A 24569-nucleotide genomic window follows, 5' to 3' on the forward strand; every position below is an offset into this window, starting at 1 on the left:
ATTCATGGCTGCAACAATCGTTGAAAGTCTTTTTCAAGAAGCGCCAGTGATTGATTGATTTTTTGTCGTTTCTCAGTCGTCCACTTTTGTTGGTCTTTGAGCTTGTCTTTGGCCAGCGCCACCATGCGCTTCATTTCAGAAGCCTGTGGGCCACCTACCGTGGCGCGATTTTGAACAATCGCGACAGGATTGAGAGTGCTCTTAAATTCAACTTCAGACATGGGCAATTCCATCTGAGGATCAAACTCTTTCATGACTTCTTTGTAGATGCGTTTGGCTTCGGCATAAGGAAAGTCAAGCGGCTTGATGTTGTGTTGCTTGGCATGCTTAACTATGTCGGTTGAGAAATGATGTCCCACGCGAAACGGCACTTTGTACTTGCGCATCAACACATCTGCCAATTCTTGTGACGCAGTCCAGTCACTGTTCAACTCCTCCAATGCTCTATCGGGATCAACCACAAGGGCATTCAAAATTCGATCAAAACGTTTGAGAAATTGCACCGCACTTTGAACCATTTCGGTGTTGCTGCTTTCCTCTTTGGGATCTTGCATGCCAGGTGTGATGTTATGCGCCCGCATCAATGGCCCCATGGCCAAAGCCAAGGTTGAAGAAATTTCTCGACGCGTTTCAGTTAACAAAATTGGGTTTTGTTTTTGCGGCATGGCACTTGAGATCTGCGTATTCACAAATCGCAGTGGCACCAGAAAAATCCAGGGCCGAACCTGACCATATTGGCTCATGATGTCTTGGATAAAGTGCCCCGTGTGCAAACCAATGCTGGTCACAATGGCGCTGACTTCAACGGGATACTCGCTCGACGAAATTTGCGCCGCGTCATAGGCGTTGTCGACGATCGTTTCAAAGCCTAAGTAATTCGCCATGCGCGTGCGATTCAAGGGCCAACTGCTGCCATTCAAAACGGTTGTCCCCATGGGCGACCTGTCGATACGCGCATAGGCTTCTCGGATGCGTTGCGCATCGCGCTCAAAACCAGCAGCATGTCCCAGCCAAGCATGCCCCAAGCTATTTGGTTGGGCCGCAATGCCATTGGTGTAGTTGGGAACAATGGTTTGCGCATGTTTTTCAGACAAGCGAACAAGCGTTTCGGAGGTTTTGGTGAGCTGATCGGCCAAATCCAAGAGATTGTCACGCATGATCGCCGCCCGATAAGTGGCAAACATGTCTTGGCTAGAGCGCCCGGCATGCAACAAGCTGGCTTCTTGTCCTGCAGCGCTAATCAGCAAGGGTTCAAATTCAACCACACGAAAGGGACGCGCCGCACCAGGCTTGTCGCCATCTGCCATGACCTTGACGATGCCAGCGGCAATCTTGGGTGCTTTCTCACGTTCAAGCAAGCCTTCATCGACGTTGATGACTGCCGAAGCTTTGTTAATTTGACCTAACCAAAAAAATTGATCTCTCCCTGCATTCTTTTGCGCGACAGCCCAAGAGCAAGCAAACACCAAGGTCACACCTGTCCAAAATTTTTGATAACTGCCAGTCATTTCAAAGATCCTCAATTCGGCGAACACAACGATGCCGTCAAATAGGTTCAAGCATCAAGCCCGAACATAGCACACGATGGCTTCACAGATGGCTTGCCGCCTAGATAGGCTGTTGCTGGGTAGGTTTGAATCGTAGTCAAACAAAACCTGGTAGTTGAAGTGCGAGGAGATGTGATAGTGACACTGGCCAATGAAGTTGATGTACACATTCATGGGGTCGAGTTCTTTGCGCATGCTGCCATTGGCCTGACCACGGCGGACCAAATCCTGCACCATGGCAAAGGTTGCGCGATTCATTTGAACAATGGTGGGGGAAGATTTTAAAAATCTTGCACCTTGCAAATTTTCCTGCAGGCTGAGGCGAATGAAGTCGGGGTATTTGCTGAAATTGTCAAACGCATACCCTGCCAGCCTGGCCAAAGCTTCAATCGGCGGCAAATCATCCGGTGGATCGACGTGATCTTCTCGCACGATGCGGTAGGCAAACTCCAACACTTGCGCATACAAATTTTCTTTGCTACCAAAGTGGTAGTAAATCATGCGTTTGCTGGTGTGCGTGCCCGCCGCGATAGATTCAATGCGACTGCCTTCCAAACCAAAGTTGGCGAATTCGGCCAGCGCAACTTCCAATATATTGCGCTTGACCGGATCCATGGGCTTGTCCGTTATGGGATCTAGCAAGGTGTTAGGTGGAGAGGTGGGCTCGGAGGTCATCGCACAACTGATCGGCTGCAGCAGCTGACGCCGTCGACACTGCGGTGTAGCTGAAGAAGCCGTGATTTAAATCACCGTAAACCCGCAAGCATAACGCCACATTGGCAGCCTTCAAGGCAGCTGCATAGACCATGTTGTCATGGTACAAAAAGTCATGCACACCTACGCCCAGAATGGCAGGCGCCAAACCAGCCAATGTTGAGGCTTTCAATGGCGACACACGAGGGTCAAGGGCTTTTTGTTCAGCGTCTTCACCCAAGTAAGATTTCTCTGGCCCGCCACGTCCCGTCAAGTTGGTGGCAGGGTACATCAACAACTGGCACGCCAGGGCAATGCCATGGTCACGGCAGTACAAAGCCGCCACAGCGGCTAAATTACCGCCGGCGCTGTCGCCGCCCACGGCCAAGGGCTTGTCAGCACCACCTAACGCTGCCAAGTTGGCCGCCGCCCATCGCATCGCTGCTTCCGCGTCGTCGACCGCAGCAGGAAAGCGATGTTCGGGCGCCAAACGATAGGCCACATTAAGCACCACCACACCCGCACGATTGGCCAAGCGAATGGCGTGCGCTTCGTGCGACTCCAAATCACCGACCACCCAACCACCGCCATGGAAATAGACCAAAGTGCCCGTCACTGCGCCTTCAAGTGGCCGAATGATGCGCACGTCGATGTCGCCACCCGGGCCAGGAATAGTCCGTGATGCAATACTGCCTTGGGGCAACTTGGGTTTGGGATAGAGAAATGCGCGTACATTGTGCGCACGCTCTCGGCTAACGGGACCATTGCCCCCCTCGTACAGGTCGGGAATGCCGGCCGCTTTCCATTGCCGATCGATGTCGACAATGGCAGGGTCCAGCGGCAAGGTTGAAACGTTGTGAAGCATGCTGACGCTCATGGCTCTCTTCTTATTTGGCAGGCACAAAGTCGATGGTATCGATGACCACCGATTGACCAATTCGTGGCGCTTTCACACTGTTAGACACGAAGTACACGGTGTGGCTGGCAACGATGGGCGCAAACCAAGCAATTTCCGCAGTGTGTGCGTAAACTTTTTTCCATGCGCTTTCAGCTTTGTCCAAAGGCAGTGCAGCAGCTTCGTCCATCAATTTGGTCAAGGTGGCGTCTTCAGATTTGTAAAAATTCAAGCTACCTTTGCCCAAGGTTTGGAAGCGCGCCAAATTGGGCACACCCGAATTGCTGTTGAACATCAAGGCACCAATTTTCTTGCCGCGCTCTGCCGCCAACATGGCACCAAAGTTTTGGAACTCTTCGGTAACAGGGCGAATGCCCACTTTCTTCAATTGACCCGCGACGGCCATGGTCAAGAAGCGGCTCAGGGTGTTGTTGACATATTGCAACTTCAACTCAAAGCCATTGGGGTAACCCGCTTCTGCCAACAAGGCTTTGGCTTTGGCTGGATCGTAGGGGTAACGTTTTTCAATCTCAGGGTCGTAACCCAAGAAGCCTTTGCTTTGCAGTTGAGCAGAGGGCTCTGCCAACTTGCCAAACAAAGCAGTGGCCAACAGTTTGCGGTCCAATGCGTAGTTGATTGCTTGGCGAACACGCACGTCTTTCAACTCAGGCTGAAAGACACCTTCGCGGTCGGCCAAAATCAGGCCCGTCCACTGTACGGGGTCGGAGACGATGCGCAAATCCTTGGGCAAGTTGCCAGCGTTAGAGTTGCCCGTAAAAGGATCGCTGACCAAGACCTTCAGCTGACCGGCCTTCATGGCTTGAATACCCGCATTTTGGTCTTCAAACACTTGAACCACCACCTTGTCCCACTTCACGCGGCTCTTGTCGTAGTAGTGCTCGTTGGGCACGTAGGTGTAACTTTTGCCTGTGATGGTGGCCGAAGGATCGAGCTTGTAAGGTCCCGCGCCAAAGGTGGCCGCGCCCAACTGATCTGGCTTGGCCACACCGTTGGGACTGATGATGTCGCCACTGTTGAAGTAAGCATCAAACAGCGACAACAACGCAGGCTGCGGTGCAGACAGTTTGATTTTGAGTTTGAACTTGTCCAGAATTTCAATGCCGGTCATGGTGGACAAGTTGGCAGAGAACGGGCCTTTTTTGCCCACGAAGTATTCGATGGATTTCTTCACTGCTTCCGCTGTGACCAACTCACCATCGCTGAACTTGGCATCCTGACGCAATGTGAAAGTCACTTCTTTGCTGTCGGGTGAAATTTGCCAAGCCGTGGCCAAAGCGGGTGCAAATTTGCCATCGGCTTGTGTGCGAATAAGGGGCTCATAAGCGGGTGACAAATGCACGCCCGCACGGCCATTGCCGCTGATAGAGGGGTCCATGCTCAAGGGCGAGAAGGGCATGCCAATGCTCAATACCTTGGCATTGTTTTGCGCCATGGCGGGTGCGCTGATCAGGCCCACGCTCAAAGTGCAGGCGCCAAGCACACTGGCAAGCAAAGCATGGCGTCGGTTGAGGTTCATTTTCTTCATACGTGTCTCCTGAGGTCTATTGAGAAATGAAAGGGAAAACTGAAACTGAATGGCCGTGTTAAATCAATCCCGACAGTGCTTGTCGGGCCAAGTCAAACTGCGCACGGCGTTCGCGCTGAATCAAAGGATCGGGCACCGGTGCAGCAGCCAACAACGCACGCGTGTAGGGGTGCTCGGGATGGTCATGCACTTGGCCGGCATCGCCCTGCTCCACAATGTCACCTCGGTACAGCACCACGGTGCGATGCGACACATGCCGAACCACCGTCAGATCGTGCGAGATGAACAACATGGCCAAACCCATGCTTTGTTGCAAAGACTTCAGCAGATTCAAAACCTGTGCTTGCACTGACAAATCCAAGGCACTCACAGGCTCGTCACACACAATCAGTCGCGGCTTGGCAATGACGGCGCGGGCAATCGCAATGCGTTGACGCTGGCCGCCTGAAAACATGCCTGGGTAACGCGAAGCCGTGTCGGTGGGCATGCCCACTTGTTGCAAAACTTCAGCCACTCGTTCAGAAATGTCTTTGCCCGTTAGACTTTTGTCGTTCATCAAAGGTTCGGCCAAGGTGTCACCTATGGTGCGCGCTGGATTGAGTGAACCGTAGGGGTCTTGAAACACCACCTGAATGTCGCGACCCAAGGCCCGTCTGCGCTCACGCGATGCATGCGTGATGTTTTCACCTTCAAACCACACGTCGCCGCTGGTGGCTTCTGTCAGACCTAAGATGACACGGCCGACGGTGGTTTTGCCAGACCCAGACTCGCCCACCAAACCGACCGTTTCGCCGGGCTGAATGTCCAAGCTGATGCCTTTGAGCGCCTGAAACACTTTGCCACGGCCTTGGGGGAAATTCACACGCAAGTCTTTCACTTGCAATAGGGCTTGCTGGCTCATGCGGCACCGCCTGTCAGGGTCATCAATTGTTCGTCCACGGTGGGCAACACATCACCAGGTTTGGCGCTGTGGGGATTGGCCGCCAGCAAGGCTTGTGTGTAGGGGTGTTGCGGGCGATGGAACAAGTCCACCACCGAGGCTGACTCGAGCACTTCACCGTGGCGCAAGACCAAGGCACGATCGCAGATGTCGGCCACCACACCCCAGTCGTGCGTCACCAACACCACCGCCATTTGGCGCGACTGGCTCAGGCTGCGAATGAGGGCCAAGATTTCAGCTTGCACCGTGACATCAAGTGCCGTGGTCGGCTCGTCGGCCAACAAAATTTGTGGTTCACTGGCCAAAGCGCGTGCAATGCCAACACGCTGCGCCATGCCACCCGAAATTTGATGCGGATAGCGTGCAGCCACTTCGTCGGGATTTGGAATTTTGACTTGTTCCAGTAACTCAATCACTTTGGCTTGAACTTGTGATTCGCTCAAGGCTTGCAAGCGCAGCACTTCCGCCAATTGATGGCCAATGGTGAAACACGGATCAAGCGCCGCCATCGGCTCTTGGAAAATCATGCCCACTGTGGCACCGCGCAATTGCGCCAGACGCGCCTCATTCGACAGGTCAATCACCTCACCAGCCACCACAGCGGTGCCCGCACTGACATTCACGCCAGGCGGTAACAAACCCATCAAGGACAAACTGGTGAGTGTTTTGCCACTGCCTGATTCGCCCACAATGCCCAGCGTTTCACCGCGTTTTAAATCAAAACTGACGCCTTTGACCAAGACACGTGCAGGCAGTTTGTCTGCCTTAAATTCGCGGCCATGCGTGCCATCCACCACAATGGTCACATTGCGCATCGACAACAAACTGTCTGCAGGTACATCAGTTGGTGCAACAGCTTCTCGTGCTTTGACTTTTTGACGCACAGCAGGACGCGACCAAGCCTCGGTCGAGGTGTCACGCAAACTGTCGCCCAACAAACCAAACGACAACACCGTCAAGGCCACCACACCACCGGAGGGCACCAACAACCAAGGAAAATCATTCAAGCTGGCCGAGGCTTCAAAAATCATGCTGCCCCATGTCGGCGCGGGTGGTGCCACACCCAGGCCTAAAAAGCTGATGCCCGTTTGCACAATCACGGCAATGGCCGCAAACAAAGACATCTGCACAATCACGGGCCCTGCAATGCGTGGCAACACGTGCCGCGCAATGATGTGCCAATCACTCAATCCAGAAATGCGTGCAGCGGCAATGTAGAGCTCTTCTCGCACCGCCAAGGTGACACTTCGCAGCACCCGCGACACACCCGCCGAGCCCATCACCCCCAAGGTCACCATGGCGGGCAGCATGGCCTGGCCAAATACGGCCAACACCGCCAGCATGATGAGCATGGTCGGCAATGACTGCACAAGGCTCACATACTGCTGCACCAGACGGTCCCATAAACCACCGAAGTAGCCAGCACTCACCCCCAAACTCAAGCCCAAGACGCTGGCCACCAACACGGCCTCAAGGACGCCGGCCATCGTGAGTGCGATGCCATGTACCATGCGGCTGTAGACATCACGGCCCAAAGCATCGGTGCCCAGCCAATGCTCGCTGCTGGGCATTTGCTTCAACGCCAATAAATCTTGATCCAAGGGGTCCAATGGCACCAGCACACCAGAGCCCACCGACAAAATGAGCAAGAACAAGAGCCAAACCAATGCAACTACCGCCAAGGGACGGCTTAAGAAACGGCGCCAATAGCTCATGACACCCTCACTTTCGGATTCAACCAACCGTAGCTGAGGTCTACCAACAAATTGATGGCCACAGTCATGAGTGTGAAATACAAGGTGACACCTTGCAGCAGCAAAATGTCTTTGTTCAATGCGGCACTGACCGCCAAGCTGCCCAAGCCAGGCAACACAAACACGCGCTCAACAAACACCGTACCGCTGATGGCCCCAATCATGACCAAACCCAACACGGTGACCACGGGCAGCGCAGCGTTGCGCAGCGCATGTTTCCAAATGACGCTGCGTTCGGGCAAACCGCAAGCGCGCAGCGCACGGACAAAGTCGCGCCCCATCACATCGTTCATGGCGTCGCGCGTTTGTTTGGCGATGCTGGTGATGGAATACATCGCGACTGAAAAAATAGGCAACACCAAACTCAGCGCCCAATCTTTGGGGCTTTCGCTGAAGAACACATAGCCCGTCGCAGGTAACCAGCGCAGGCTGACCGCAAAGACAGAGATCAGCACCAAGGCCAACCAGAATGAAGGGAAAATCAAACCCACTAGCGAAATTGCATCGATGGCACGTCCCACCCAGCCGCCCTTCAAAGCGCTTGCTACACCCAGCATCAACCCGACACTGAGGCACACCACCAACACGCCCGCCATGATGGACACCGAAACACCCAAGCGCGGATTCAAAAGTGACGTGACCGTTTCTTTGGTGAAGTGCGACAAGCCCAAATCCCCCTGAACGGCGTTGCCCAACCAAGTCAGGTACTGAACCAAGATGGGCCGGTCTAAGCCCAACTCGATGCGCAAGGCTTCATACTGTTCGCGTGTACCGTCTGCACCCAAGATGGTCATGGCCATGTCACCCGGTGCCAAGCTGTTCAGCACAAAGGTCAGCAAGGTGACCAGAATGATCAAAGGCACTGACAACAGCAAGCGATGTAAAACCAGTTTAAACACGCACCATTCCTTTTATATTGGATGTGTACGTTTTGGTACACACACCTATTTTAGAAATGTACGGTTTGGTACATAACCCCGTAATTACCCTTGATTTGCAGAAAAAAGACGAAAAAAAACCCACCGCGTTGCCACGGTGGATTTTTTACTTTTCTAAATCAACTGACTTGCGTCAGCGTTAAATTAGAAAGAGTGCTTCACGCCGAACTCGTAACCTGTAGAGGATGCGTTAGCAGCTGTAGAAGCGCCGTTCAAAGCAACTGCGGAACCACCGGAGTTAGACACGCGAGCGTATGTGGCGTACAAGTCTGTGCGCTTGCTCAATGGGTTCACGAAACCAACAGAAGTTTGCTTGGCAATTTTGCCAGCTTGGTCTGTTTGAGCTTGTGACACGCGGAATGTACCGCCAGCCATTGGCACCAAAGCACCGAGGTTGCGACCTTTGATGTCAGCAGCGCCGGTCAACTTGGTTGTGTTGGATTGCGCCATCAACTTGGCAACGCCCAGGTCATAAGAAGCACCGAGGTTGGAAGTTTTGTTGGTTGTACCAGCGCCAGTTGTCAAAGAGCTGTCAGCATAAGCTGCGCTGAATTTGCCTTGGTCGAAAGTGATACGGAAGCCATTGCCGTTACCGACTTTAGCTGCTGTAGATGCGTTTTCGCCCATCCAAGATTGGGCCCACAATGCAACGCCACCCACGGAAGGTGATTTCCAGCCGATACCGTTGGAAGAACGAACACCTGTTGTGCCGCCTTTGAATGCACCAATGTAGGTGCCAACACCGTTGGTGCCGAATGCGTCGTACACAGTCTCAGACCAGAACTGGGGCGTGTAGTCACGGCCCAAGATCAATTCGCCCATAGAACCAGACAAAGAAACCACTGAACGGCGGTTGAATGTCAAACCTTGTGTGCCAACGTTGGCAGCTGTTTGAGCTTGGTTCAAAGCGCTAGATGCAGAGCCTGTACCGTCGTCGTTGTTCACGCCAGCTTCCAGGTGGAAGTTAGCCTTCAAGCCACCACCGAGGTCTTCAGTACCACGGAAACCCAAACGGCTAGAGTTGTAGCCAGAGTTTTTCAATTGTGTCTTGTTGCTGATCGAGCCTTTGCCAACACCGTAGGCCGCGTCAACGATACCGAACAATGTGACAGAAGATTGGGCCATAGCGGCACCAGAAGCGGCCAAAACAGCCAGAGCTACGAGGGATTTTTTCATTTGAGAAGTTCTCCAAGGTTTAACAAGGGCCCCAGTTCTAGTGTCTGCGGATTCGCAAACCACCGAAACCCTGAGCCAACCTCCGTTAGGGAAGTTGTGTGTATTCCACCAGAGGTCTGACCAATTCGCAAAGAATATTGAATCAAACCGAGGCTTTTTGTTGCTTCCGAGCAACAAGCGGGCTAAACTTCCGGCCATGAATGCCGATGCTTTGATCCTTGCCGCCGACAGCGCCCTGCGCACGCTGTTTGCCACGCCTAGAGCTGCGCGCCCTACGCCCAAAGCAACTGCCCGCCTCATTCCGCAACAAGACGGCGCGCTCGCTGCGCAAGAGTCCACGCCCGAGCTCACCGAGGCTGAGAAGTCTTTGTCAGCGGCCCTGATGCGCGTCAATCATGTCGGGGAAGTGTGCGCACAGGCCCTCTATACGGGACAAGCCCTGGCCACCAAGAATTCAGCTTTGCGCGCCAAGCTGGATGCCGCTTGTCGCGAAGAAACCGATCACCTGGCTTGGACTGCTGAGCGCTTAGAACAACTCAACAGCCGCCCTTCTCTGCTCAACCCGCTTTGGTATGCCGGCGCTTTCGCCATTGGCTATGGCGCGGGCAAATTGGGGGGGGACAAGCTCAGCTTGGGCTTTGTGGTCGAAACAGAAAACCAAGTAGAAGCCCATCTGGCCAGCCACATGACGCATCTGCCGGCCAATGATCTGGCCTCCAGAGCCATCGTGGCCCAAATGAAAACGGACGAGGTAGCCCATGCACGCATGGCGCAAAAGTCAGGTGCTGTGGAGTTGCCCGAACCTGTCAAACGCATGATGGGCGCAGCCGCCAAGGTGATGACCACCGTGGCGCACCACGTTTAATCAAGCTTCAACCAAATCAAAGCTGGTGGTGATTTCGGCCGTTTTGGCCAACATGATGCTGGCCGAGCAGTATTTGTCGTGGCTCATGGCCACGGCGCGCTCAATGGCCGATGCAGGAATGCCTTTGCCAGTGACCGTGAAATGCATGTGAATCTTGGTGAAGACCTTGGGGTCTGTGTCAGCGCGCTCAGACGTTAACTTCACAGAGCAGCCACGCACGTCGTGGCGGCCGCGTTTCAAAATCAAGACCACGTCATAGGCTGTGCAACCACCGGTTCCCGCCAACACGGTTTCCATGGGGCGAGGGGCCAAGTTTTGACCGCCGTTTTCAGGCTTGGCGGCATCGGGTGCGCCGTCCATCATCAAGACGTGGCCGCTGCCAGTTTCGGCCACAAAACCCATGCCTGAGCGCGTGCCGCTTGCGCCGGTCCAGCTGACTGTGCATTCCATGTTGGATTCTTCTTTCGCTTCTGATGTTTGAAAATTTTCTAGGCTGCGATCGTAAAGCTTTTGCAAAAGTGTTGCACCGCAGCAATTTTTATGTAGAATTTCGAACAGTCGTGCTTTTTTAGTTGAATTGCCTCCTAAAAAGCCCGAACCCTTTGTCTCCTCCACCCTCCGAAAAGGTGGATTTGCCCCAAGTCGCAAGGCTTGGGGCATTTTTTTCGCCCGTATCATTCAGGGATGACTGCGAAAAATCTCAAACCGGCCGATTACCTGAAAAAAATTCTGAATGCGCGCGTCTACGACGTGGCCACAGAGTCAGGCCTTGAAATCGCCAAAAACCTCAGCGAACGTCTGCACAACTCGGTCTTGCTCAAGCGCGAAGACCAGCAACCGGTGCACAGCTTCAAGCTGCGCGGCGCCTACAACAAGATGGCGCACCTCACACCTGCGCAGTTGAAGAAAGGCGTGATTTGCGCCTCTGCGGGCAACCACGCACAAGGCGTTGCCTTGGGTGCCAGCAAATTGGGTTGCCGTGCTGTGATCGTGATGCCCACCACCACGCCCCAAGTGAAGATTGACGCCGTGCGCGCCTTGGGCGGCGAAGTGGTACTGGTGGGTGACAGCTATTCAGATGCCTTCAAGCATGCATCCATGCTTGAGAAAAAAATGGGCATGACCTTTGTGCACCCCTTTGACGATCCTGAAGTGATTGCCGGTCAAGGCACCATTGCCATGGAAATTTTGCGCCAGCATCAAGGCCGTTTGGATGCGGTGTTTGTGGCCATTGGCGGCGGTGGCTTGATCTCTGGCGTGGCCAATTACATCAAAGCAGTGCGCCCCGAAATCAAAGTCATTGGCGTGCAAATGAACGACTCCGACGCGATGATTCAATCGGTTGGCGCCAAGAAGCGCGTCACCTTGGACGATGTCGGTTTGTTCTCTGATGGCACCGCCGTGAAATTGGTGGGCGAAGAAACTTTCCGTGTCACGCGCGGTTTGGTGGATGAGTTCATGACCGTTGACACCGACTCGGTGTGCGCGGCCATCAAAGATGTATTCGTTGACACTCGCTCCATTGTGGAACCTGCAGGCGCATTGGCTGTAGCGGCCATCAAGCAATACGTGGCCAAACACAAAACCAAAGGCGAGACGTATGCCGCCATTTTGTGCGGCGCCAACATGAACTTTGACCGCTTGCGCTTCGTGGCCGAACGCGCCGAAGTGGGTGAAGAACGTGAAGCCATTTTTGCGGTCACCATTCCGGAAGAACGCGGCAGTTTCAAGCGCTTTTGCGAATTGATTGGCAACTTGCCAGGTGGTCCTCGCAACGTCACCGAGTTCAACTACCGCATCAGCGATGCCGCCAAAGCGCACGTGTTTGTGGGCCTCACCACGCAAGGCGCTGGCGAGAGCACCAAGATCTCCAACAACTTCAAAAAGCATGGCTTTGAGAACATCGATTTGACGCACGACGATTTGGCCAAAGAGCACATTCGCCACATGGTGGGCGGTCACTCCAGCTTGGCACAAAACGAGCGTCTGATGCGCTTTGTGTTTCCAGAGCGCCCTGGTGCATTGCTGAAGTTTTTGAATTTGATGCGGCCTGGTTGGAACATCAGTTTGTTCCACTACCGCAACCAAGGTGCCGATTACGGCCGCATTTTGGTGGGCTTGCAAGTGCCCGACAAAGACGACAAAGCGTTTGAAAAATTCTTGAGCACCTTGGGCTATCCGTACGTGGAAGAAACCCATAACCCGGTGTACCGAATGTTCTTGCAGCAATAAACGCGGCAAGCTTTCAAAGCCACAAGCGGGAGCTTATTGTCCCAACTTGGGCAATTCAAGGGTGATGCTGGCTTCGGCTTGGCCTTCGGGCGCCAAGCGGGCCAAGCGATGGCCTACCGAATGCAAGACCCAACCGGGCGCCACCACTTGTCCCGGCAAATAGGCTTTAGGGGCTTGGCCATCCACAGCCAACAAAGCGCTGCCTTTGCCAGAGGCGCCAGCAACCACGCCCATCAAAGCCCATTGGTGAGACGCCACAGCAGCTGAGCCACTTTGTGCATCCACTGGCGCAGGTGCGCCCAAGGCTTGCGCCACACGCCCTGAATCGACAGGGAGACCCGCCATGGCAGCCGTGTTGTTTTGCGCGACAGGTACCAAAGAGACCGGTGCCGACAAGCTTTGAATTTGCAAAAACCAACTGACGGCCCCATAAGCCGCCAAGGCACCCAAGCCCAAGGCACACAGTGCGGGCGCCATGGATTTGGAGGGGGTGCGAAGGACTTGCAACATGAGGCGATTATGATGGAGAAGTGTCAGAAATTGCAGAGAGACTTTGCACCATGAAATCGATCCCCGAAAATTCCAACCAAGCCGCACGCAAACAGCGCGGCTTTACCTTGATTGAGTTGATGGTAGTCTTGGCCATCATTGGCATCTTGGCCGCCTTGGTGGTGCCCAATGTGCTGGGCCGCGCAGACGATGCCCGCATCACCGCAGCCCGCACCGACGTTGGCAATTTGGTGCAGGCCCTCAAACTTTACAAGCTCGACAACCAACGCTTTCCAACCGCCGAGCAAGGCCTGCAAGCGCTGGTCACCAAACCCACTGCCGAGCCCGTGCCTACCAACTGGAAAAGCTATTTGGACAAGTTGCCTGCCGACCCCTGGGGCCGTCCTTACCAGTACCTCAACCCTGGCCTCAAAGGCGAAGTGGATGTGATGTCATGGGGCGCAGATGGTCAATCGGGTGGTGAGGGCGTGAATGCCGACATCGGCAGCTGGCAATAAGTCCAACTTGCACCCCGCTGCGACAAGCCATGCGCTTTCGCAAGCAAGCGTGCGCGCCCAGTCACGCGCACGTGCTGCCTTGGGTTTTACCTTGATCGAGTTGTTGGTGGTGATCGCGCTGATTGCCATTGGCACGGCCGCTGTGAGTTTCACCTTGCGTGACTCTGCGGAAACAGTTTTAGAGCGTGATGCAGAACGTTTGGCTGCATTGTTTGAGTCTGCACGCGCCAGGTCGCGAGCCAGTGGCATGCCGGTCAAATGGCATCCTGCCGCGCTGACCTCAGCCCCCAACTCAAATACAAATGCAACAGGGTTTGTGTTTGAAGGTTTACCCCCGAACACCTTGCCAAGCGAGTGGTTGTCACCGCAAACGCAAGTGGACGCCGCCGCTGTGGTGGTGTTGGGCCCCGATCCCATCATTGGTCCGCAAAGCGTGATGTTGCGCGCCAATGACCGGCAACTTTGGGTCAGCACGGATGGCCTGCAGCCATTCAAAGTGAAACGAGTGGCGCCATGACGCAAGTTCGCAAAGTCGCAGTTTGCGCGTCTGACCGAGCGCGCGCCCAAGTCGGCTTTACCTTGATTGAAGTCTTGGTGGCCTTGGGCATTGTGGCCATTGCTTTGATGGCAGGACTGCGGTCCACCGACGCCCTCACCCGCAACGCCTCGCGTCAATCCACGCAATGGTTGGCCCAAATTTGCGCAGAAAACGAATTCACCCGATTGCGCTTGTCGCGCCAAGTGCCGCCGATTGGCGAAAGCCAAGTGGCGTGCCCTCAAGCCCAGCTGAATTTGCAAGTGAACTTGTCGGTGCAAGTCACGCCCAACCCCAATTTCAGGCGCGTGGATGCGCGCGTGGTGCAAGTTCAGGGGTCTGAAGCCACGCCCCTTTTGCAACTCTCCACGGTGATGGGGCGCTACTGATGAAACGCAGCACCGCCTTCCAAAAATCCGCTGGCTTCACCTTGATCGAAGTGTTGGTGGCCAGTGCCATTTTGGCCTTGATGGCGCTCATCAGTTGGCGCGGTTTAGATGGCATGGCCAAAGCCCAAAGCAGTTTGCAAACACGCAGCGATGCCCACCAAATACTGCAAGTGGGCTTGTCGCAATGGCGCACCGACCTCGACAACATGGCCAGCTTGCCCAACGTGCCCGCACTGGATTGGGACGGCCGCGTGCTGCGCATCACACGCCAACATTCACAAGATCCACAAGCAGGTCTGCAAGTGGTGGCTTGGTCTTTGGGCAATGGCCAATGGACGCGTTGGCAGTCTGCGCCCCTCACGCGCCGCGAGGCTTGGCAGCAAGCGTGGACGCAAGCGCAAGTTTGGGGTGAAACAGCAGGCAACCCTTCGCCTTCTGACACGCACGAAGTCTTGATCCAAGCACTTCGCAGTTGGCAAATTTATTACCACCGCGATGGCGCATGGAGCAATGCACTGTCGAGTGCAGGCAACAACAGCACATCCATCACCAACACCTTAAGCGCCCTGAGCACCTTGCCAGAAGGCATTCGCTTGGTGATTGAACTGTCAGACAACGCGCCCGTCAGCGGCAAGATCTCCCTGGATTGGGTGCGACCTACGTTCACGGTGGCCAAGCAATGAAGCGCTCAACAGCCTACCAACAACGCGGTGCGGCCTTGATCAGTGCCATGTTGGTGGTCACCTTGGTGGCCACCTTGGCCAGCGTGGCGCTGTGGCAGCAATGGCGCCATATCGAGGTGGAAGGTGCAGAACGCCATCGCGTGCAATCGGGCTGGTTGCTCAATGGCGCCTTGGACTGGTCGCGTTTGATCTTGCGTGAAGATGCCTTGGCCAGTGGCGCCAGCAATGCAGGCAATGCGACTGGCGGCTCACCGCCCACCAGCGCGGGCAGTGGCGCCGATCATTTGGCCGAACCTTGGGCTTTGCCCTTGCAAGAAGCCAAGTTGTCGACCTTTTTGGCACAAGACCAGCAACTGCGCGAAGGCGATCCTGAGGTCTTTTTGTCAGGACAGGTCACCGACGCACAAAGCCGACTCAACCTGAGCAATTGGTATGAGGCGGCAGATGGCCAGCGCATGGGCCAATTGAACCCCAGCATGCAAGCGGCCTTAAGCCGTTTGTTCAGTGTGTTGGGCTTGCCCGCCTCAGAATTGACCCTGTTGTCACGTGAGTGGTTGGCCGCAGCGCAAGTTTCACGCACACCGCTGGGCGCCACAAGCGCGTCCTCTGGTAGCAGCACGACAGGCGCGGCATTGCTTCCGCAACAAGTGCCGCAGCTACAGTGGCTAGGTCTGAGCCGCGACACCATAACGCGCTTGGCCCCCCACATCACCATCCTGCCCGAAGTAACGCCTGTCAACCTGAACACCGCCAGTGCCGAGGTCATTTACGCCAGCGTGCCCGGTTTGGACTTGGCCGCCGCCCAGCAATTTGTGCAGCAACGTGCCCGCACGCACTTCAGCAATTTGCCGGACGCCAGCAAAGCGCTAGGGGGTAAGCCCTTAGAGGCAAGGTGGCACACCGTGGGCTCGCGTTTCTTCCAAGTTTGGGGGCGATTGCGCATGGAAGAGCGCACCCAAGAAGAAACCGCCCTGATTTTGCGAGATGCAGGCAACGTCAGCTTTGTCTGGCGCCAAAAAATTGCGGGAATTCTCCCTCCCCCCAAGCGTGAGTCGCTTCTACAATCAAGCCAGCCATGAGCACTCTCCTTTTTACGCTGCCAACGCAGGCTGCCAACGGCAGCACCCCTCCTCAACATGTCTTGTCGACACATGAGGCTGGCGCGCGCGACAAAGAAATTTGGGCCATCGTGCCCGCTACCGCCCTGTCATGGCAGCGGATCGAATTGCCTGCGGGTCTGCAACGCCAATCACAGCGTTTGCAAACGGCACTGCAAAGTTTGCTCGAAGAGCCTTTGTTAGATGAAGCCGACGCCGTGCACATGGCACTGCAACCCAATTGGCAAGCTGGCCAAAGCGCATGGGTGGCCGTGTGCAACAAGGCTTGGCTTCAAGGACACTTGGCGCAATTGCAAGCAGGTGGACACACCGTGCATCGCATCGTGCCCGAGTGGACACCTTCAATGGGCGATGCTGCTGACATCAGTGCTTGGATAGGCGGCACCCCTGCCGATGCACAACTCTGGGTTCATGACGCGCAAGGCACATGGCACTTGCCATTGCAAGCGGGTCTGCAACACTGGGCTGATCAACTCAACAAAATGGCCAGCACTGGCATCGACAAGCTGGCGTTGAACGTGGCCGTATTGGCCGACCCCGCCGTGGCCGACTTGGCCCTCAAAGCCTTGAGCACCTTGCAAGCACAAACACACAGTGCTGTGTCGGAGCGACTTCAGTCATGGCGCATTCAAGTCACCCCTGCAATCTCGCGTTATCGACAAGCTGCAGACACCCAATGGGATTTGGCGCAGTTTGAATTTGCCGCCAACGGCAGCGCCAGATGGCGGCAAGCAGCGCAACGCATTTGGCAAAACCTCTTGCGCCATCCTGAATGGCGACCTGTGCGTTGGTGCGCCGGACTTTTGGTGGCCTCGCAGTTGGTGGGCTTGAACATGGCGGCGTGGCAACTCAATGCGCAAGTGGCCTCACAAAAAGAATTGCAAAAAAACATCCTCAAGCAAAGCTTTCCGAATGTGGTGGTGGTGGATGCGCCTTTGCAAATGGCCAAAGAATTGAGCCTGCTGCAAAGCGCTTCGGGTACGTTGACATCGCGCGATTTAGAGCATGCGCTGCAAGCCACAGGCGCTGCATTGCCTGCAGGACAAAGCATCACGGGCATTGATTACACAGCGCAAGGCCAAGTCGAAACCAAACTTCAAGGCCTGCAGTTGAGTGGGGCGCAAGCACCTGCTTTTGCGCAAGCCCTGCGTGCGCAAAAGTTGGATGCGCAAGCCAATGGTGCGCAATGGCGTATCACCCCCCTTAAGGAGGCGCCATGAGTTTAGACGTATCAAGCGCTTTCAAAAACATGCCTGCCCAAGACAAGCAACGTCTGCAATGGGCCGCCCTTGTTTTGGGTGCTGTGTTGCTGTGGACCTTCAATGTGGCGCCAGCCTTGAAAACTTTGCGCGACGTGCCCCCGCAATTGGCCAAGCTGGATGCGCAAACACAAACGCTCAAAACACTGCAGACGCAAGCACAAGCCTTGCAAAAGTCACCGCGCTTAAGCGCCTCAGATGCCACCACTTTGCTGCAACAAAGCAGCCGTGAACTCTTAGGGACTGGCGCACAACTGACCATTCAAGGCGCACGCGCAAGCCTAACCTTGACCGGTGTGTCGGCCGACAACTTGGCGCAATTCTTGGCCACAGCACGAACACAGTCGCATGCCTTGCCCATCGAAGCGCATTTGCAAAAGTTCACAGGCACGGGTGCCAACGCCAAAGAACTTTGGCGGGGTGCCCTCATTTTGAATTTACCCACCACAGGCTCATGAACCGCGCCCGCACCCCATCCCTCGCCCACAGGCCCTCCGGCTGGGCTTGGGCATGGTCTGGCATCTTCATTGGCGCGTTGGTCGCCTTGCTGATGCATTGGCCCGCGCAATGGCTGGCCACAAGTTTGTCGCAGGCCACACAGGGGCAAGTGCAATTGCAAGAAGCGCAGGGTTCTGTTTGGCAAGGATCTGGCAAATTGGTGTTGACCGGCGGCGAAGGCAGCCGAGATGCCATGGCGCTGCCGGGTCGCATTGAATGGCAGTTGCACCTCAGGCCTCAAGGTCTGCGCTTGCCCAGTTTGAATTTGCAATTGCTGGCACCTTGCTGCATGACACAGCCTGCACTGGTTCAAATCAATGCGCAACTTGGCAATGCGTCATGGCAATTGCAAATGAACGATCACCGCTCGCAATGGCCTGCGCATTTGTTAAGTGGTTTGGGCGCCCCTTGGAACACCCTGCAACCCGAAGGCAATTTGAATTTGGTCACCGAACAACTCCTACTTCAAGCTTGGCCCGGCCGCATCGACATGCAAGGTCGCATGGTGCTCACCGCCGAAAACATGTCCTCTAAATTAAGCACCTTGCGGCCCATGGGCACCTACCAAGTGAGCCTTGGCAAGCTCGGCAACGACTCGGACTCCGCAACATCCCCCGCATTGGCTTTGACCACACTCTCTGGCAGTTTGCTGCTCAGCGGCCAAGGTCAATGGCAAAACAACCGACTTCAATTTCGCGGCGAAGCGTCTGCAGTGCCTGAGCACGCAGCCGCTTTGTCAAATTTACTGAACATCATTGGACGGCGCCAAGGCGCGCGCAGCTTGCTCTCATTGGGTTGAACATCATGGCCTCACGCACACACACCTCCAACTACATGCTGCAAAGCAAACCGCTCACAACACTGTTGGTCAGCCTCAGCGTCTGCTTGCCCTTGGCATTCACTGCGGGCAGCGTGAGCGCGCAGGCACCCAAGGCCAACAAAAAAACCAGTGTCAACGCCAATAACAACACCCCCGCCAAAGCCACGCAAGAACCCGTCACGTTGAATTTCAACAATGCCGAGATTGAAGCTGTGGCCAAAACCTTGGCCACCTTGTCGGGCCACAACGTGGTGGTGGACCCTCGCGTCAAAGGCACCATCACCTTGACCAGCACCGTGCCTGTGGCACCCGCCCAAGCACTGCGTTTGTTTGCAGCCCAGCTTCGCACGCAAAGTTTTGCATTGGTGGAATCAGCAGGCTTGTATTTGGTCGTACCCGAAGCCGATGCCAAACTCCAAAGCGGTGGCGTCTCGGCCGGTGCAGTGCCCGCCTCCAACGGCCAAATCATCACGCAAATTTTTCAGCTGAACCATGAGAGCGCCAACAACCTGGTGCCCATCTTACGGCCCCTCATCAGCCCCAACAACACCGTCAACGTGAACCCTGGCACCAATGCGTTGGTGATCACCGATTACGCCGACAATTTGCAGCGCTTGGGCCGCATCATCACAGCCCTTGATGTGGCCAACGCCACCGGCGTCGAAGTGGTTCAATTGAAGCATGCACTGGCCAGTGATGTGGTGCCCATGCTGCAACGATTGTTAGACACTGGTGCTGCCAGTGGCGGTGCACCTGCTGCGGGTCAAACAGACGCGTCCTTCAAAACCACCGTGATGGCAGAAGCGCGCAGCAACTCCCTCATCGTGCGTGCCGCCAACACCGCGCGCATGGCCTTGGCGCGGTCACTCATTGCTCAACTCGACCGGCCTTCTGATTCCGGCCCCAACGCAGCCAGCGGCAACATCCACGTGGTGTATTTGAAGAACGCAGACGCCACCAAGCTGGCCGCCACCTTGCGCGCCGCCATGTCTGCACAAGGCGGCTCAGGCAATGCCAACGCAGGCGCAGCCGCGATGCCGGCAACCCCCACCGCTAACAATGCCAACAATGCAGGCGGTGCCAATGCCAGTTTCAACAACGGCTCGCAACCCGCGACAGGTGGCCAAATTCAAGCCGACCCGTCCACCAATGCGCTCATCATCACAGCGCCCGAACCGCAATACCGCCAACTGCGCGCTGTCATCGACAAGCTGGACGCACGTCGCGCCCAAGTGTTTGTGGAAAGCCTGATCGCCGAAGTGAGTGCTGAGAAAGCCGCCGAATTTGGCGTGCAATGGCAAGGCCCTGTGGGCGGCAAGGGCGACAACAACATTGGTTTGTTGGGCACCAACTTCAAAGTAGGCGGCGCCAACATCATCTCCTTGGCAGCGCAAGGTGCCAGTGGCAATGTGGCTCCGTCCTCTGGCTTGAACATTGGCGTAGCGCACAACAACAATGGCACCTATGTGCTGGGGTTCTTAGCGCGCTTCTTGCAAACCACGGGTGATGGCAATGTGCTTTCAACGCCAAATCTGCTTACCTTGGACAACGAAGAAGCCAAAATTGTGATTGGTCAGAACGTGCCCTTTGTCACGGGCCAGTACACCAACAACAACACCAATTCTGGCGCGGTCAATCCATTCCAAACCATTGAACGCAAAGATGTGGGTTTGACCTTGCGCGTTAAACCGCAAATCAGCGAAAACGGCACCGTCAAATTGCAAATCTACCAAGAGGTCAGCCGCCTCGACCCTGCCTCGATCAACTCAGCCACTGGCTTGATCACCAACAAGCGCTCCATTGAATCCAGCGTGTTGGTTGAAGATGGTGCCATTGTGGTTCTGGGTGGTTTGTTGCAAGACGACTATGGCAACAGCCAAGAACGCGTGCCCGGCTTGGGTGATGTGCCTTTGTTTGGCAACCTGTTCCGCGCCGAATCACGCAGCCGCAAAAAGACCAACCTGATGGTGTTCTTAAGACCCGTGGTGGTGCGTGATGGTGCAGCCACAGAAGGCTTGTCCTTGAACCGCTATGAGCAAATGAGAGGCACGCAAATCGAGGCTCAGCCAGGCACCAGCACCGGCCTTCCCGCCATGGGCGCACCGGTCTTGCCCGAAGCAACGCGCAAACCCTAAGCATCCAGATGGCGAACAAATACCCTCTGCCCTACGCATTTGCGCGCAGCCACCAACTGCTGTTGGAGGATGACGGGACGCGCCTCAGTTTGTGGCTTTGCCCAGACAGTGCGGCCAACGCCATCTCTGAGGTGATGCGCAAATGGGGCAACGACAACGCAAGTTTAGAAATCGCGCGTGAAGACACCTCGGCATTGAAGCAACGCATCAGCCAGGCTTACACCACGCAATATGGCCCAGGTGAATCTAGCGCTGCGGCTGTGGTGAGCGAAGTGGAATCGGAAGCCGACTTGTCGCGCATGATGCAAGAGCTGCCCGCTGTTGAAGACTTGCTAGAGACCAGCGACGACGCGCCCATCATTCGCATGCTGAACGCACTCTTAACGCAAGCTGCACGCGACGGCGCCAGCGACATTCACATCGAGCCTTACGAGCGTCACTCCAGTGTTCGCTTTCGGGTCGATGGCAACTTGCGTGAAGTGGTGCAACCCAATCGCGCCTTGCACGCCGCCCTGATTTCTCGTTTGAAAATCATGGCCGAACTCGACATTGCAGAAAAACGTTTGCCGCAAGATGGCCGCATCAGTTTGCGCTTGGGCTCACGCGCAGTCGATGTCCGAGTCTCTACGCTCCCCAGCGCGCATGGCGAACGCGCCGTGCTGCGTTTGCTCGACAAATCGGAAACACGTCTGAGTTTGGCTTCTGTGGGCATGCAAGGCCGCACCTTAGAACGTTTCCAGCAGTTGGTGACACAGCCGCATGGCTTGATTTTGGTCACGGGCCCCACCGGCTCAGGCAAAACCACCACGCTTTACGCAGCCCTGCAAAGCCTCGATGCGGCAGGCAGCAACATCATGACGGTGGAAGACCCCATTGAGTACGAGTTGGCTGGCGTCGGTCAAACGCAAGTGAATGCCAAAATTGATTTGACCTTTGCCAAGGCCTTGCGCGCCATTCTTCGCCAAGACCCCGACGTCATCATGATTGGTGAGATTCGCGATTTTGAAACTGCGCAAATCGCCATTCAAGCCTCCATGACAGGCCATTTGGTATTGGCCACCTTGCACACCAACGATGCAGCCAGTGCCGTCACCCGCCTCACCGACATGGGCATTGAACCCTTCTTGCTCAGCTCGTCTTTGCTGGGCGTGTTGGCACAGCGTTTGGTGCGCAAGGTGTGCACCCACTGCCAAGGCTCAGGCTGCACGCACTGCGGTCAAACCGGCTATGCCGGCCGCACCGGTATTTTTGAATTGCTGGTGACCGACGATGCACTGCGTGCGCAAATTCACGCCAAGCAATCCGAAGCCAGCCTCCGCGATGCGGCCGTGGCAGGCGGCATGGTGCTGATGCGCGAAGACGGCGAACGCTTGGTTCAATTGGGCATCACCAAGCCCGAAGAGTTGCTGCGTGTCACGCGCGATTAAGTTTCAAATGCGCGCATGGCTTTCACCCCTGCTCACATCAAGTCGGTCGTCTGGCTTGTCAGTATTTGGGGTGGCCATCGTTCTGGCATGCATGGGCTTCGCGCCATCTTTCAGCGCGGCGCAAACTGCCGATGCGACGACCGTGGCTGAAGTACCTCAGAGCAAGCTTCACTACACCTTGGGCATTCGCATGCGTGCCGATGACCTCAACCAAGACACGCGCAGTGCCAAGCTCAGACCCGTTCTCGGCTTGCGTTATGGTCGATGGCGAGTGGGCATTGGCGACGGCCAAGAATGGTTGCGTTTCAACAGCTTTCGCAAAGAACCCACCCTCAGCTACCAGTGGATCGAAAACAGCGACATCAGCTTGGGCCTGTCGATGCGCATCCACAACCTGAACACCGGTGAAGCCTTTGACATCTTCGAGCCTGGCCGCAAAACACTTCGCAGTCGCGTGTTGGCCAACATGCGCATCACTGATCGCTGGTCAGCGGGCGTTGAGTGGACCCAAGATGTGCTCAACCGCGGTGACAGCAGCACCTTGGCTTTGGGTGTTTCATATGCTTGGCCGCTATCACAGCACAGCGAACTCAGCCTGAACTCTGGCATCACATGGGCACCTGCCGAACACTGGCGAACCGCAGCGCACATGAACCGAATCGGTGCGGGTGAACTCACCACGGGCATCGGCTCCGTAGGTTCTGGCCTCAGTTACAAACACAGCCTGTCCAAACGTTGGGCTTGGTACAGCACTTTGGGCATCAACAAAGCCGTTGGCCAGGTGGCCAAGTTGTCGGGCCCCGACAGTTTGGTCAATGGTCAAATTGGCTTGCTGTACTTTGACCGATAAACGCGCCCATCGCACACGACACCATGCCCGCCTATTCCTACGAAGCTCTGCAAAACGATGGCGCCTTGCGCAAGGGTGTGATCGAAGCCGACAGTGCCAAAGCTGCGCGCAGTCAATTGCGCACACAAGCTTTGGTGCCTTTGTCGGTCCAAGCTTTGGGCGCTTCACAAGCAAATGCACAAAGTATTTGGCAATACAACATTGGTTCTCGTCAGTGCTTCTCGCCCAATGCCTTGGCCGTGTGGACACGGCAGTTGGCCAGCTTGATCAGCAGTGGTCTGCCTTTAGAGCGTGCGCTTGCCGCCTTAAGTGACGAAGCCGAATCCGAAAGACAAGCGCATTTGGTGGCGCAACTGCGCGCCGAAGTGAATGCCGGTTTGGGTCTGGCCAAAGCCATGTCGCAACACCCGCAAGAATTTTCTGCACTTTACACCGCGGTCATCAGCGCGGGTGAGCAAGGCGGCAATTTAGGTCAAGTGCTGACCCAACTGGCCGATGACTTGCAAGACCAGCAAACCCTCAAGGCCAAGTTGCTCAGTGCTTCGCTGTACCCCGCCATCGTGAGCGCCATTGCCTTGCTCATCGTGATTTTTTTGCTGAGCACCGTCGTGCCGCAGGTGGCCCAAGTTTTCAATGGCAGCCAACGCAAATTGCCAGGCCTGACGGTGGCCATGCTGGCCCTCAGCGACTTTGTTCGTCATCATGGTTGGACCTTGCTGCTGTTGCTGGGCCTGTCATGGCTGGGCATTCACCAAGCCTTGAAGCGTCCGCGTTGGCGCATTCAATTTGACGCTGCATTTTTGCAATTGCCCATTGTGGGCCGCTTGGCCACCGGCTACAACACGGCACGTTTTGCCAGCACCTTGGCCATGCTCACGTCAGCAGGCGTGCCCATTTTGAAAGCCATGCAGTCTGCCGCAGACACCTTGTCCAACCAAGCCATGCGCGCCGATGTGCTGGATGCACTGGTGTTGGTGCGCGAAGGCGCGCCGCTGGCCATGGCCATGGGCCAGAAGAAACGTTTCCCCAGCTTGCTGGCGATGTTTGCGCGCTTGGGCGAGCAAACGGGTCAACTGCCAGTCATGTTGCAGCGCGCGGCGCAGCAACTCTCTGCTGATGTCCAACGCCGCGCCCTTGCATTGGCCACCATCTTGGAGCCCTTGCTGATTGTGGCCATGGGTGCCGTGGTCATGCTCATTGTGTTGGCCGTGCTCATGCCCATCATGGAACTCAACCAATGGGTCCGTTGAACTTGCATCTCC

The 24569-nt window shown here is 55.7% G+C and carries 24 protein-coding genes; 14 read left to right on the plus strand and 10 right to left on the minus strand.

Translation table 11 applies throughout. The features are described 5' to 3' along the window. Positions 1-2: 2 nt before the first annotated feature. The 8 genes from B9Z46_RS09870 to B9Z46_RS09905 all read right to left on the minus strand — a co-directional run bounded on the left by B9Z46_RS09870 (position 3) and on the right by B9Z46_RS09905 (position 9489). Positions 3-1508, minus strand: a complete 1506-nt coding sequence (locus B9Z46_RS09870; RefSeq protein WP_108256107.1) for a lyase family protein — start codon at positions 1506-1508, stop codon at positions 3-5. A gap of 54 nt (positions 1509-1562) precedes the next feature. Continuing rightward, positions 1563-2162 carry a TetR family transcriptional regulator gene (locus tag B9Z46_RS09875; RefSeq protein ID WP_055359752.1) on the minus strand — a complete coding sequence of 200 codons (600 nt, stop codon included), beginning with the start codon at positions 2160-2162 and terminating at the stop codon, positions 1563-1565. 31 nt (positions 2163-2193) lie between these two features. Further along, positions 2194-3117 carry an alpha/beta hydrolase gene (locus B9Z46_RS09880; protein ID WP_108256109.1) on the minus strand — a complete coding sequence of 308 codons (924 nt, stop codon included), beginning with the start codon at positions 3115-3117 and terminating at the stop codon, positions 2194-2196. A gap of 10 nt (positions 3118-3127) precedes the next feature. Next, positions 3128-4681 (minus strand): ABC transporter substrate-binding protein, encoded by a 1554-nt coding sequence (locus tag B9Z46_RS09885; protein ID WP_055359750.1) that lies wholly within the window; start codon positions 4679-4681, stop codon positions 3128-3130. Between the two features lie 58 nt (positions 4682-4739). Continuing rightward, the gene (locus B9Z46_RS09890) at positions 4740-5582 is read right to left on the minus strand and encodes an ATP-binding cassette domain-containing protein (RefSeq protein ID WP_055359749.1); all 843 of its coding nucleotides are present in this window, start codon (positions 5580-5582) and stop codon (positions 4740-4742) included. Continuing rightward, a complete protein-coding gene (locus tag B9Z46_RS09895; RefSeq protein WP_108256111.1) occupies positions 5579-7336 on the minus strand; it encodes a dipeptide/oligopeptide/nickel ABC transporter permease/ATP-binding protein in 1758 nt (585 codons plus the stop codon). Before B9Z46_RS09895 ends, B9Z46_RS09890 begins: the two co-directional genes overlap by 4 nt. Continuing rightward, positions 7333-8274 (minus strand): ABC transporter permease, encoded by a 942-nt coding sequence (locus tag B9Z46_RS09900; protein WP_108256113.1) that lies wholly within the window; start codon positions 8272-8274, stop codon positions 7333-7335. The genes B9Z46_RS09895 and B9Z46_RS09900 overlap by 4 nt, the downstream gene beginning before the upstream one ends. A 183-nt stretch (positions 8275-8457) precedes the next feature. Then, positions 8458-9489, minus strand: a complete 1032-nt coding sequence (locus B9Z46_RS09905) for a porin (RefSeq protein WP_108256115.1) — start codon at positions 9487-9489, stop codon at positions 8458-8460. A gap of 196 nt (positions 9490-9685) precedes the next feature. On the opposite strand from B9Z46_RS09905, the gene coq7 reads away from it, so the two are divergent. Continuing rightward, on the plus strand, positions 9686-10354 hold the full coding sequence (gene coq7, locus B9Z46_RS09910) for a 2-polyprenyl-3-methyl-6-methoxy-1,4-benzoquinone monooxygenase (RefSeq protein ID WP_055359745.1): 669 nt from the start codon (positions 9686-9688) through the stop codon (positions 10352-10354). Here coq7 and B9Z46_RS09915 read toward each other — a convergent pair whose 3' ends face one another. Then, positions 10355-10804 (minus strand): OsmC family protein, encoded by a 450-nt coding sequence (locus B9Z46_RS09915; RefSeq protein WP_108256457.1) that lies wholly within the window; start codon positions 10802-10804, stop codon positions 10355-10357. Positions 10805-11038: 234 nt separating this feature from the next. Between B9Z46_RS09915 and ilvA the strand changes: the two genes are divergently transcribed. Beyond that, positions 11039-12586 (plus strand): threonine ammonia-lyase, biosynthetic, encoded by a 1548-nt coding sequence (ilvA, locus tag B9Z46_RS09920; protein ID WP_108256117.1) that lies wholly within the window; start codon positions 11039-11041, stop codon positions 12584-12586. Between the two features lie 33 nt (positions 12587-12619). Here the strand turns inward: ilvA and B9Z46_RS09925 are convergent, their stop codons facing one another. Further along, complete coding sequence (locus tag B9Z46_RS09925; protein ID WP_108256119.1) at positions 12620-13096, minus strand: hypothetical protein; 477 nt, start codon at positions 13094-13096, stop codon at positions 12620-12622. Between the two features lie 50 nt (positions 13097-13146). Between B9Z46_RS09925 and gspG the strand changes: the two genes are divergently transcribed. Genes gspG through gspF form a run of 12 tightly spaced genes read left to right on the plus strand, consistent with a single transcriptional unit; the run spans position 13147 to position 24557 of the window. Then, positions 13147-13593, plus strand: a complete 447-nt coding sequence (gspG, locus tag B9Z46_RS09930; RefSeq protein WP_055359742.1) for a type II secretion system major pseudopilin GspG — start codon at positions 13147-13149, stop codon at positions 13591-13593. Then, positions 13568-14110, plus strand: coding sequence for a prepilin-type N-terminal cleavage/methylation domain-containing protein (locus tag B9Z46_RS09935; protein ID WP_108256121.1), 543 nt, complete (start codon positions 13568-13570; stop codon positions 14108-14110). The genes gspG and B9Z46_RS09935 overlap by 26 nt, the downstream gene beginning before the upstream one ends. Then, the gene (gene gspI / locus B9Z46_RS09940) at positions 14107-14517 is read left to right on the plus strand and encodes a type II secretion system minor pseudopilin GspI (protein WP_108256123.1); all 411 of its coding nucleotides are present in this window, start codon (positions 14107-14109) and stop codon (positions 14515-14517) included. Before B9Z46_RS09935 ends, gspI begins: the two co-directional genes overlap by 4 nt. Next, on the plus strand, positions 14517-15200 hold the full coding sequence (locus tag B9Z46_RS09945; RefSeq protein WP_108256125.1) for a type II secretion system protein J: 684 nt from the start codon (positions 14517-14519) through the stop codon (positions 15198-15200). The genes gspI and B9Z46_RS09945 overlap by 1 nt, the downstream gene beginning before the upstream one ends. Further along, a complete protein-coding gene (gene gspK, locus B9Z46_RS09950; protein ID WP_108256127.1) occupies positions 15197-16279 on the plus strand; it encodes a type II secretion system minor pseudopilin GspK in 1083 nt (360 codons plus the stop codon). The genes B9Z46_RS09945 and gspK overlap by 4 nt, the downstream gene beginning before the upstream one ends. After that, on the plus strand, positions 16276-17538 hold the full coding sequence (gspL, locus tag B9Z46_RS09955; protein ID WP_108256129.1) for a type II secretion system protein GspL: 1263 nt from the start codon (positions 16276-16278) through the stop codon (positions 17536-17538). The genes gspK and gspL overlap by 4 nt, the downstream gene beginning before the upstream one ends. Further along, positions 17535-18035: a type II secretion system protein GspM gene (gene gspM, locus B9Z46_RS09960; RefSeq protein WP_108256131.1), complete on the plus strand. Its 501-nt coding sequence runs from the start codon at positions 17535-17537 to the stop codon at positions 18033-18035. The genes gspL and gspM overlap by 4 nt, the downstream gene beginning before the upstream one ends. After that, complete coding sequence (gene gspN, locus B9Z46_RS09965) at positions 18032-18874, plus strand: type II secretion system protein N (RefSeq protein WP_108256133.1); 843 nt, start codon at positions 18032-18034, stop codon at positions 18872-18874. The genes gspM and gspN overlap by 4 nt, the downstream gene beginning before the upstream one ends. 35 nt (positions 18875-18909) lie before the next feature. Further along, positions 18910-21030 carry a type II secretion system secretin GspD gene (gene gspD, locus B9Z46_RS09970; protein ID WP_108256459.1) on the plus strand — a complete coding sequence of 707 codons (2121 nt, stop codon included), beginning with the start codon at positions 18910-18912 and terminating at the stop codon, positions 21028-21030. Between the two features lie 8 nt (positions 21031-21038). Further along, positions 21039-22457: a GspE/PulE family protein gene (locus tag B9Z46_RS09975; protein ID WP_055359734.1), complete on the plus strand. Its 1419-nt coding sequence runs from the start codon at positions 21039-21041 to the stop codon at positions 22455-22457. Continuing rightward, entirely contained in the window at positions 22441-23307 is an 867-nt protein-coding gene (locus B9Z46_RS09980; RefSeq protein WP_146179247.1) for a MipA/OmpV family protein, read from the plus strand. Before B9Z46_RS09975 ends, B9Z46_RS09980 begins: the two co-directional genes overlap by 17 nt. Positions 23308-23330: 23 nt before the next feature. Continuing rightward, entirely contained in the window at positions 23331-24557 is a 1227-nt protein-coding gene (gene gspF / locus B9Z46_RS09985) for a type II secretion system inner membrane protein GspF (RefSeq protein ID WP_108256137.1), read from the plus strand. The last annotated feature ends 12 nt before the right edge of the window (positions 24558-24569 follow it).

It is taken from the genome of Limnohabitans sp. Hippo4, assembly GCF_003063605.1.
GTDB lineage: Bacteria > Pseudomonadota > Gammaproteobacteria > Burkholderiales > Burkholderiaceae_C > Limnohabitans_A.

Coding starts and splice junctions, on each gene's coding strand:
- B9Z46_RS09870 (WP_108256107.1), bottom strand. CDS start 1,508: ATGACTGGCAGTTATCAAAAATTTTGGACAGGTGTGACCTTGGTGTTT.
- B9Z46_RS09875 (WP_055359752.1), bottom strand. CDS start 2,162: ATGGATCCGGTCAAGCGCAATATATTGGAAGTTGCGCTGGCCGAATTC.
- B9Z46_RS09880 (WP_108256109.1), bottom strand. CDS start 3,117: ATGAGCGTCAGCATGCTTCACAACGTTTCAACCTTGCCGCTGGACCCT.
- B9Z46_RS09885 (WP_055359750.1), bottom strand. CDS start 4,681: ATGAAGAAAATGAACCTCAACCGACGCCATGCTTTGCTTGCCAGTGTG.
- B9Z46_RS09890 (WP_055359749.1), bottom strand. CDS start 5,582: ATGAGCCAGCAAGCCCTATTGCAAGTGAAAGACTTGCGTGTGAATTTC.
- B9Z46_RS09895 (WP_108256111.1), bottom strand. CDS start 7,336: ATGAGCTATTGGCGCCGTTTCTTAAGCCGTCCCTTGGCGGTAGTTGCA.
- B9Z46_RS09905 (WP_108256115.1), bottom strand. CDS start 9,489: ATGAAAAAATCCCTCGTAGCTCTGGCTGTTTTGGCCGCTTCTGGTGCC.
- coq7 (WP_055359745.1), top strand. CDS start 9,686: ATGAATGCCGATGCTTTGATCCTTGCCGCCGACAGCGCCCTGCGCACG.
- B9Z46_RS09915 (WP_108256457.1), bottom strand. CDS start 10,804: ATGGAATGCACAGTCAGCTGGACCGGCGCAAGCGGCACGCGCTCAGGC.
- ilvA (WP_108256117.1), top strand. CDS start 11,039: ATGACTGCGAAAAATCTCAAACCGGCCGATTACCTGAAAAAAATTCTG.
- B9Z46_RS09925 (WP_108256119.1), bottom strand. CDS start 13,096: ATGTTGCAAGTCCTTCGCACCCCCTCCAAATCCATGGCGCCCGCACTG.
- gspG (WP_055359742.1), top strand. CDS start 13,147: ATGAAATCGATCCCCGAAAATTCCAACCAAGCCGCACGCAAACAGCGC.
- B9Z46_RS09935 (WP_108256121.1), top strand. CDS start 13,568: ATGCCGACATCGGCAGCTGGCAATAAGTCCAACTTGCACCCCGCTGCG.
- gspI (WP_108256123.1), top strand. CDS start 14,107: ATGACGCAAGTTCGCAAAGTCGCAGTTTGCGCGTCTGACCGAGCGCGC.
- B9Z46_RS09945 (WP_108256125.1), top strand. CDS start 14,517: ATGAAACGCAGCACCGCCTTCCAAAAATCCGCTGGCTTCACCTTGATC.
- gspK (WP_108256127.1), top strand. CDS start 15,197: ATGAAGCGCTCAACAGCCTACCAACAACGCGGTGCGGCCTTGATCAGT.
- gspL (WP_108256129.1), top strand. CDS start 16,276: ATGAGCACTCTCCTTTTTACGCTGCCAACGCAGGCTGCCAACGGCAGC.
- gspM (WP_108256131.1), top strand. CDS start 17,535: ATGAGTTTAGACGTATCAAGCGCTTTCAAAAACATGCCTGCCCAAGAC.
- gspN (WP_108256133.1), top strand. CDS start 18,032: ATGAACCGCGCCCGCACCCCATCCCTCGCCCACAGGCCCTCCGGCTGG.
- gspD (WP_108256459.1), top strand. CDS start 18,910: ATGCTGCAAAGCAAACCGCTCACAACACTGTTGGTCAGCCTCAGCGTC.
- B9Z46_RS09975 (WP_055359734.1), top strand. CDS start 21,039: ATGGCGAACAAATACCCTCTGCCCTACGCATTTGCGCGCAGCCACCAA.
- gspF (WP_108256137.1), top strand. CDS start 23,331: ATGCCCGCCTATTCCTACGAAGCTCTGCAAAACGATGGCGCCTTGCGC.